The 9,018-nt window shown below is 67.9% G+C and carries 7 protein-coding genes; 6 read left to right on the forward strand and 1 reads right to left on the reverse strand.

The features are described from left to right. Window positions 1-347: 347 nt before the first annotated feature. From ACK41C_RS19450 to ACK41C_RS19475, 6 genes are all read left to right on the forward strand, one after another. Window positions 348-2,222 (forward strand): ATP-binding protein, encoded by a 1,875-nt coding sequence (locus ACK41C_RS19450; protein WP_409657979.1) that lies wholly within the window; start codon window positions 348-350, stop codon window positions 2,220-2,222. Further along, entirely contained in the window at window positions 2,219-2,902 is a 684-nt protein-coding gene (locus ACK41C_RS19455) for a response regulator transcription factor (protein WP_409657982.1), read from the forward strand. Before ACK41C_RS19450 ends, ACK41C_RS19455 begins: the two co-directional genes overlap by 4 nt. Before the next feature lie 439 nt (window positions 2,903-3,341). Further along, window positions 3,342-4,064 (forward strand): response regulator transcription factor, encoded by a 723-nt coding sequence (locus tag ACK41C_RS19460; protein ID WP_409657985.1) that lies wholly within the window; start codon window positions 3,342-3,344, stop codon window positions 4,062-4,064. A 244-nt stretch (window positions 4,065-4,308) separates the two neighbouring features. After that, entirely contained in the window at window positions 4,309-5,523 is a 1,215-nt protein-coding gene (locus ACK41C_RS19465; protein ID WP_409657989.1) for a pilus assembly protein TadG-related protein, read from the forward strand. Beyond that, window positions 5,520-5,945: a TadE/TadG family type IV pilus assembly protein gene (locus ACK41C_RS19470; protein WP_409657992.1), complete on the forward strand. Its 426-nt coding sequence runs from the start codon at window positions 5,520-5,522 to the stop codon at window positions 5,943-5,945. Before ACK41C_RS19465 ends, ACK41C_RS19470 begins: the two co-directional genes overlap by 4 nt. After that, window positions 5,935-6,348 carry a TadE/TadG family type IV pilus assembly protein gene (locus ACK41C_RS19475; protein ID WP_409657995.1) on the forward strand — a complete coding sequence of 138 codons (414 nt, stop codon included), beginning with the start codon at window positions 5,935-5,937 and terminating at the stop codon, window positions 6,346-6,348. Before ACK41C_RS19470 ends, ACK41C_RS19475 begins: the two co-directional genes overlap by 11 nt. A 7-nt stretch (window positions 6,349-6,355) precedes the next feature. Here ACK41C_RS19475 and ACK41C_RS19480 read toward each other — a convergent pair whose 3' ends face one another. After that, window positions 6,356-8,749 (reverse strand): hypothetical protein, encoded by a 2,394-nt coding sequence (locus tag ACK41C_RS19480; RefSeq protein WP_409657998.1) that lies wholly within the window; start codon window positions 8,747-8,749, stop codon window positions 6,356-6,358. Window positions 8,750-9,018 lie beyond the last annotated feature (269 nt).

Below are 9,018 nucleotides of genomic sequence, written 5' to 3' on the forward strand. Positions count from 1 at the left end.
GACCCATTGCTTGAATCCGCAATATCTGAACATGCGTGATCGTAATCTCTACCCCCTGTGGAGATCGCGAACGGGATTCGCCACAGCGGCCCCGGAAACGCGTAGACAGCCCAGGCGCCGTCGAGGAGACTCGGCGGCGCCGACTGTTTCAGCCTGTCCCTGATCCTTGCTCCTCGGTCGGTTTGTGGAGATTTCGGCTGGCGCCATGCTTGCTGCGAAGTCTTCGAATGGGTCCGGCGCGCCCGTTTCGCAACACGCGGTTGCGGCGAATTGACCGGAGCTCGCGAGAAGCTTGACGCTGGGCCAAGAGGGGCGAGGGTGGCTTCTGGAGAACGCCGGGGGGCGGGATGGCCGAAGAGAGGGTAGGGCGACCGGAGGGCGGCGCAACCACGCCGGGTGGAGCTGGCGCGCCGGGAGAGCGTGTCCTCAGCCAGGTGCTGGCCGCCCTGCTGATCGTGCTCTCGGCCTCCGGCGTCGCCGTCTGGCTGTTTCACGGTCTGCACGTCCATCAGATCATCATCGTCTTCCTGGCGGCGGTCCTGCTGTCGGCCGTGCTCTACGGCATGGTGATCGGCATGTTCTCCGCGCTGCTGGCGGCCGCCGCATTTCGGTTCTTCATCGGCGACGAGGCCCTGTCGGCCCAGATCACCTCCTGGGGCGACGCGGCTCTGGTCGGGCTGTTCATGGGCGGCGTCTGGGCGGCTGGCGTCTATACTGACCGGCTGACGGCTCTGAGCCTGGCCGCGGACGAGGGCGAAGCGCCGGACCGGAGCCTGACGGCCTGGAGCCGCAGCCTGGGCGGGGCCCTGGCCCGCGCGCGGGGCGTCGACGAGGCGGCCCAGCCCCTGCGCCGCGAAGGGCCGCGCGCGCTGGCCGCTCTCATCGTGATCGGGGTCGGCGCCTATATCGGTCAGCTGATGCTGGAGAGCATGGGGGCCGCCGCGCCGGCCTTGCTGCTGCTCTGCGCAGTGGTGGCGGTCGCCACGACGCTGGGCGCGCGGTTCGGCCTGGCCGCGGGAATCCTGGGCGTCGCCGCCCTGAACGCGGTGATGACCGCAGGCCCGCAGCTGGCCCATGCCAGCCTGCCGGTGCTGCTGTTCGAGTTCGCCGTCTTCGCCGGCGTGGGCTGGTGGGTCGGCCGCGAAGCCGACCGGCTGGAAGGCGAGCGCCGGGCCTTGGAGATCATGGTGCGCGCCGGCCGCGACCTGGCGGCCACCACCGACGAGGGGCACGTGCGGCAGGCCCTGTTCGACGCGCTCGCCGGGATCAACCCGCATGGCTCGGTCCGCCTGGCCGACGAGGGGGGTGCGGTGACCCACGAGGCCTTGCGGTCCGGCGGGGCGGGCCCTTCGCCCAGCTGGCGCACCCGCCGGCTCGCGGCCGACGGGCGCGACGTCGGGACCGTCTATTGGACCGGGCCCAAGGGGCACGCGATGCGCGACGACGTGATCTCCGCCCTCGTGGACATCGGCGCCTCGACCATCGTGCGCACCCGCCTGGGCGTCGAGAAGGCCGACATGGAGTTCGTGGCGCGCACCGAGCAGCTGCGGACCATCCTCCTGGACGCCGTCTCCCACCAGTTCCGCACGCCGCTGGCGGGCATCATCGGATCTGTGACCAGCATCCTGAACCTGCCCGAGCCGCATGACCGCGCGGCCCGGCGCGACCTGCTGCTGATCATCAAGGAACAGTCCAACCGCCTGCACCGCTATGTGGAGAACTTCCTGGCGGTGGCGCGGCTGGAATCCGGCTCGATCCACCCGAAGTTCGAGGACGTGGTGGTGGAGCCGCTGATCTACGACGTCTGGGAGACCTTCGGCGAAGCGGGCGGCGCGCGGCGGTTCCTGCACGTGAAGATCGACCAGGCGCCGGTGCGGACCGACGCGTCCCTGCTGTCGCAGATCTTCGGCAACGTGCTGGAGAACGCCATCAAGTTCAGCCCCGAGGGCTCGGTCGTCGAGGTGCGCAGCCGGATCGAAGGCGATCGTATCGTCTTCGATATAGCCGACCAAGGCTGCGGCATACCGGCCGACGCGGCGCCGCGCATCTTCGAGCGCTTCTACCGAAGCCGGGGCGCGATCGCGCCGGGGCTGGGCCTCGGCCTCTACATCGTGCGCAGCCTGGCGGAGAAGCTGGGGGGATCGGTGGAGGCGCGCAATCGCGCCGACGCCGGCTCCGGCCTGGTGGTCTCCATCGCGCTTCCGCTGGCGAGGGCGGCATGAGCGAGGGCCGGATTCTGGTGGTGGAGGACGAGGAGCAGCTGGTTCGCATGATGCGCTCTACGCTGGTCTATGCAGGGTACGAGGTGGAGGCGGTCCGAAGCGGCCGCGAAGCCTTGGAGCACCTGGCCGGCCAGGACTACGACGTGGTGCTGCTGGACCTGGGCCTTCCGGACCTGGACGGGCAGGAGGTGATCCGGAAAGCGCGCGACATTTCCAAGGCCTCGATCATCGTTATCTCGGCGCGCAACGCCGAGACGGAGAAGATCACCGCGCTCGACCAGGGCGCCAACGACTACGTCCAGAAACCTTTCGACGTAGGCGAGCTTCTGGCCCGCATCCGCGTGGCGCTTCGGCTGCGCCAGGGGGTGGGGATGGCCGCGGTCAGCTCCAAACGCCTCGAGATCGACTTCGAACGGCGCCGCGCCACCCTAGATGGGGCCACGATCCGTCTGTCGGGCAAGGAGGCCGAGCTTCTGCGCCTGCTCGCCGAGGCACGCGGGGAGGTGGTCTCCCACGACGACATCATCGACGCGATCTGGGGCCGGGCCGGCGGCGACGCCGACATCATGCACCTGAGGGTCCTGACCTGGCAGGCCCGGCGCAAGATCGAGCCGGACCCCGCCAATCCGCAATTCATCCTGGCCGAGCCGGGGATCGGCTACCGGCTGAGCCTCGGCTGACCGCATTCCCCAAGCGCGCTCGTGCGGCAGCCTCGTCGAGGTTCGGCTGCGGCCGATTGCCATCCTCCAGAACATCTAGCGGTTACGCGTTTAATCCTCTCGGCACAGGAAGACCTCCACGCATTCCGGAGGTGTTGGAGACTGATTACCTTCGGAAACTAGTCTCAAGACGCCTCGAGCATGGAAATTTTCTTGTGATATTATGGCGTAATTAATTACATTAAGATCCATTAAAGTTGACCGTGGGTGGAGGTGTTACTTAGATGACAGCCTAGCTCGTTCGAATCTCTTCGGCGGTGGTCTTGCGGAGAGGCAAGCGGCCGCCGGGCGGACGGGCCCGGAGGGAGCGTGTGTTCGGGAGCGTGGCATCGATGATCCATAGGGCGACCTATGCGGGGATCATCGCGGGCGCACCGGCCGCGAGGGCGGAGACGCGCCGATGAGCGCCGCAGCCGCCGCATCCGCCTCGGCCTCCGCCTCGCCCGGCGCCGCCGTCCTGGTGGTGGAGGATGAGGAGCAACTCCTTCGGATGCTGTGCTCCACCCTGATCTACGCCGGCTATCGGGTGGAAGGCGTGCGCTCCGGCGGCGAGGCGCTGACGGCGGCCCACGGCCAGGCGTTCGACGTGATCCTGCTCGATCTCGGCCTGCCGGACATCGATGGTCAGGAGGTGATCCGTAAGATCCGGGCCTCGTCCTTCGACATTCCGATCATTGTGGTTTCGGCCCGCACGTCCGAGCGGGACAAGATCCTGGCCCTCGACCAGGGCGCCAACGACTATGTGGCGAAGCCCTTCGACGTCGGAGAACTGATGGCCCGCATTCGGGTGGCCCTTCGCAGCCGGCGCGAGGCGGGGCGGGTGGAGGCGCGGTCCGGGCGCCTGGAGGTGGATTTCAAGCACCGCCGGGCTATCATCGACGGCCAGACGGTGCGGCTGTCGGGCAAGGAAGCGGAGCTCCTGAGGATCCTGGCCGACGCCAACGGCGAACCGGTCACCCACGAGGAGATTATCGAAGCGATCTGGGGCCGGGCCAGCGACGCCGACATCATGCGCGTCCGGGTGCTGGCGTGGCAGGCGCGCCGTAAGATCGAGCCGGATTCCGCCAATCCGCAATTCCTGGTCTCGGAGCCGGGTCAGGGCTATCGGCTCAATTTCGACTAGCCTCTCCGCGGCCGGAATCCAGAACATAGAACGATGTTCCGGCAAGAGACCTCGAGACCTTCAGGTCTTCTATCCGAACTATTCTGTGAGTTCTTTCGTTTGGACGCGCATTAGTGCGCATTTCATTACATTAAAGTAGATTTGAATTTCGGCTATTCTACCGTTTACGCCAATTAATTGTTTTCTTTAGTTCGGAATTTAACCCGCCGTTTTCCAATATGCCCAGGCAGGAACTGGGCGGACCATGCGGCTCCCTCTCATTCAACACTTCCGTGCGGATCGGCGAGGCAACGTCGCGGTGCTGTTCGCGCTCGCCCTGCCGCTGGTCATCGCCGGCGCCGGCTTCGGCGTCGAGACCAGCTACTGGTACATCAAGCGCAACGGGCTGCAGGCGGCCGCCGATGCGGCGGCCCACGCAGCCGCAATCGAGAAGCGCTCGGGCGGCGACGTTGCGGTCATCGAGCAGGTCGCCGGCCTGACGGCCGAGCAGAACGGCTTCGACGCCGCGGGCGGAGCGATCGAGGTGGCGCCGGAGAACCTGCCCAACGGCGGGCGGGTGGCCGTGACCCTGCGCGAGAACGCCCCGCGCTTCTTCACCGCCTTCTTCGTGGAGGGCGAGGTGACCTTCGCCGCCCGGGCGGTGGCCACCTACAACTCCGCTTCCAGCGCCTGCATCCTGGCTCTGCATCCGACCATCGGCGAGGCGGCGAAGTTCTCGGGCAGCTCGGTGACCACCTTGACCGGCTGCAGCGTGATGGCCAATTCCATCGCGACGAACGCCGTCAATGTGCAGGGCTCGTCGAAGCTCACCACCGACTGCGCCATCAGCGGCGGCGGGGTGACGGCGACTTCGGGGTTGACCCTGACACAATGCGATACGCCGGTGACCCAGGCGCCGCCTGTCGCCGATCCGTATAAGGATCTCCCCGCGCCTCCGGTGACCGGGTCGTGCAAGTCGGTCCCGAACGGGCAAGGGGCCAAGACGCTCCAACCTGGTCGCTACTGCAGCGGCATGGATCTGAAGGGCGACGTCACGCTTCAGCCTGGTGTCTACGTCCTCGAAGGGGACTTCGCCGTGAACTCGACGGCGAGCGTGATCGGCGACGGGGTCATGATCTATCTGGCCGGCGCAGGTCGCGTGAAGATCAACGGTACGCCGCACATCGAACTCTCGGCGCCAACCAGCGGAACCTATTCCGGCATGCTGTTCTTCGGCGACCGCAACAGCAGCGGCGGCGACAACAAGTTCCTCGGCGATGCGACGTCGAAGTTCACCGGCTCCATCTATTTCGCCAATCAGCATGTCGCCTTCCAAGGCAACGTCGTGGGCGACAACGGCTGCACCCAGGTGGTCGGCCGTACGGTGGAGTGGACCGGCAACGGCACGGTGAGCGCCGACTGCTCCGCCTACGGCATGAGCGAGATCCCCGTACTCAATCTGGTGAGGCTGACGGCATGAAACTTTCCGACGTCATCGCAAAGTTCCGGTCCGACGCGCGCGGCGTGGCGGCTGTGGAGTTCGCCCTGGTGACCCCGGCCATCGCCGGCGTGGCCCTGACCTCCTTCATGGTCTGGGAGACCGGCTCGCGCCACCGCGACATGACCAGCGCCCTTCGCGTTGGGGCCGAATACTACCTCAACGGCGGGACCGACGACGCCAAGGCGGTGGCCGCGGCCACCGAGGCCTGGAGCCGCAAGCTGACCGGCGGCGAAATCGTCGCCAGTCGCGTCTGCCGCTGCGGCGATGTGGTGGTGGAATGCACCGCCATGTGCTCGGCCAGCAAGCCGCCGGCCATCTACGTCACCCTGCGCGGTTCGGGCGCGGTCGAGGGTTCGGTGGTCAAGACGCTCGTCGCCGAACAGGTGGTGCGTGTGCGCTGACCAGAAATCACGGGGCGGCTTCGCGACCGACGAGGGCGGCGCCACGGCGGTCGAGCTGGCGCTCGTCCTGCCCGCGCTTCTGACCCTGCTGTTCGGCATCTACCAATTCGGCTGGACGCAGCACACCCTGTCTTCGATCCGCTATGCGATGGACAGCGCCGCCCGCGGCCTGCTGATCGACCCGACCCTGACCCAAAGCCAGCTCCAGGCGGCCGTGACCTCCCGGCTGGACGAACTCGCCGCGGCGAAGACGACCGTCAGCTTGACCAAGACCGACACCGCCAACGGACGCATCGCCACGCTCAGCACCCGCTATGTGGCCGAATTCGGCGTGCCGGGCCTAGCGGCCTTCAAGATCCCCTTCGACGTGACGGTGACCACGGCCCTGCGGGCCACGCCGTAAGCGGGGCTCAGAACGTCTTGCGCAGCTCAAGCTGAACCGTGCGTCCTATCGGATCGCGATAGGCAGGCTGATATACGAGAGGCGTGCGGCCGCTCTCGTCGGCGACCCCCTGGCGCTCGTCGAACAGGTTGGCGACCGAAAGCGTCATGCGCGCCCCGCGCGCCCACGGGGAAGATGGGAAAGCCGTCTTGAGGTCGGCCCAGGCGCGGAGGTTGATGACGCCGATCGGATCGAAGGTGAGTTCGCTCGCGCCCCCGGAACCCGTCCTCAGGCGAGATCCGCTGCGCCAGCTTCCGCTGACCTGCAGACCCACGCCGTCCCGACTCAAGCCGACGGACCCGCTGAGTTGGCTGCGGGGCAGAGCCGCGCCGAAGCCCAGCGACTCCCCGTCGAGCAGGTCGATCGCCGGCAGGCCGGGACGGATCACGACCTCATTGGTCAGGTGGTAGGTGTGGGCGGCGGACACCTGCAGGCGCAGGCGCTGGACGGCCCGCGCACCTGGTCGGGGCGGTGGCGGCGCTTCGCCCAAGGGCGCATCGAGGCTGAAGCCCCAACTCACCTGCTCGTGTCGTTGGAGGTCGAGGGCGATGGGGCGGAAGTCGATCAGCACCAGCCGACCTTCGCCATCTCTTACGAAACGGTCGGGGAACGCCGCCATGACCGCCAGGCTGGAGCGCGGGAGATTGGAGGCCGCGCCTTCCCGCCGCGTCGCCGCATATTCGGCGCGAAGCTGTAGGTTCAGGCGCTTCACCGCGACGAGCGTCACGCCGAGCTTGTCTTTGGTCACCTGCTCGGCGCCGAGGGCGGGGTTGGCGCCGGTGAGGGTCGTGATCTCCACGGTTTCGCCGGTGAGGACGTCGAGATAGCGGACGCCCGTGGTGGCGATCGCCGGGCTGCTCAGGAAGTCCAGGCGGGCGGGTTCCTCTTCGTCGGCGCGACTGGCGTGCAGGCGCAGCCGGGGCGTCGGCGACCAGTTCAGGCCGAGGCTCCAGCGCTCCAAAGCCCCGAAGTCGGAATGATGGATTGCGGCGAATTCGCCGCTGACCGAAAGGTCGCCCAACCACGGGAGAACGTCCCTGTCCCGGCTGGTGATGGGGATCTCGACCGCGAGCCTGCCTCCACGTTCGCGGCGCGTCCGGTCGCGGCCGCCGCCGCCTTGCGAACCCTCGGCCTCGGCGCGGCGCTCGGCGAGTTCGCCGCCAGCCGAAATCCGGAGCGGCCCTGCCGGAAGTTCCAGAGGCGAACCACGCAGTGTCGCCTCGACCTCGGCGGTGGAACTACGCGACAAGGTCCATTCTCGCGTAAGCGGTGTATAGGGGGACAGATCGGCGGCGAAGGGATTGATCGCCGGATCGGTCACGATGCGGAGTCCGGCGCCGGAGAAGGCCTGGCGCATGCTGCGGGTGCGGTAGTCGGACCGATGGTATCGTGCGGCCACGGTCCCCTGCCACTCCGACGCCAGGCGCGCGCTCAAGGTCCCGTTCAGCGTGGCTGTGCTCCAGCGGCTGCGCTGCGAGGAAGGCGTTCGGCCATAGACGGCCAGGCCCACGTCTGCCGAAAATGGCGAGAACGGATTGGTCTCCGGCACGACAAGCACCGCGGAGGGAAGCCCATAAAGATAGGCGTCCTGCCGATAGCTCGCCCGGCCGGTGAGCGCCGCGCTGACCCGCTCGGTCAGGCGCTGGTGGGCCGAGACGTTGAACTCGACGCCTTCGCTCTTGGGGCGGAGCGTGCGAAATCGCCCCACCTCGGTGACGTTCGGAGCCCCGCCCAGGAAGTCGGCCAGCCCTGACGGCGGCGCCGACGGGACCGGCGCGACGGTCACCATTCGCCCTGCGAGGGCGCTGAGGACTGGGTCGATCTCGCTGCGGAAGGTGCGTGGGTCGGCCACGACGTTGCCGCGCAGGTCGAAGGGCGATGCAAGCGAGGGCTGGGCAAGGCCGCGCTCGCTCTCCAGCAGGCTGGAGGACTGGCGCAGGGTAAGCGTGGCGTTGATGCGGTTCGGCTGCTGGATGCGGGTGTAGGTGACGCCGCCTTCCTGTTCGCTCCAGCCGCCCTCGGTCGCCACCTTGCCCGAGACCGTCCCGACACGGGTGTGGAAGCTGCGCTTCAGGACAACGTTGTAAACCCGAGCCGTGGCGCTGCCGCCCACGCGGGCGGCGGAGCCTCGCGGCAGCACCTGTAGGCGCTGCACGGCCTCAGCGGGATAGTCGCGAATATCGCCGACATCGTCCTCGAGCTCGCCGTTCACCAGGATCACCGGCGGCTCGTCCTCACCGCCCTCGGCGGCGACCTGATCGAGCAGGTCGTTGATGGTTTCGAGGCCGTAGGCGGCGATCGCCGCCTCGTCGAGGGTCCGCTCCGCCTGGACGCCGGGCACGCCGTAGCGATCGCCAAGCACGATGAGCGGAGAGACTTCGTAGGCGGGGGACTGCGCGGATGACTGGCCGTCGCTATCCGCAAATGTGGGGGCGGCGGTGAATAGCGCGACGCAGCCCAGAACCGCCCCTGTCAGATGGCGAACGCAGCGCACGGGTTCGATCGGCAGCGTGTTCCGCAAGAGGTCAAAACCTTGGCCCGCCGGCGCCGCCTCAGACGCACCCTGGGGCCAGGACATTCGAAAGAAATTGTCGCGGGGGGGGGGGGGGAGAAGGGGGAGGGGGGGGGGAG

Origin of the sequence: Phenylobacterium sp., assembly GCF_046290725.1 — a bacterium.
In the GTDB taxonomy this organism is placed as follows: Bacteria; Pseudomonadota; Alphaproteobacteria; order Caulobacterales; family Caulobacteraceae; genus Phenylobacterium.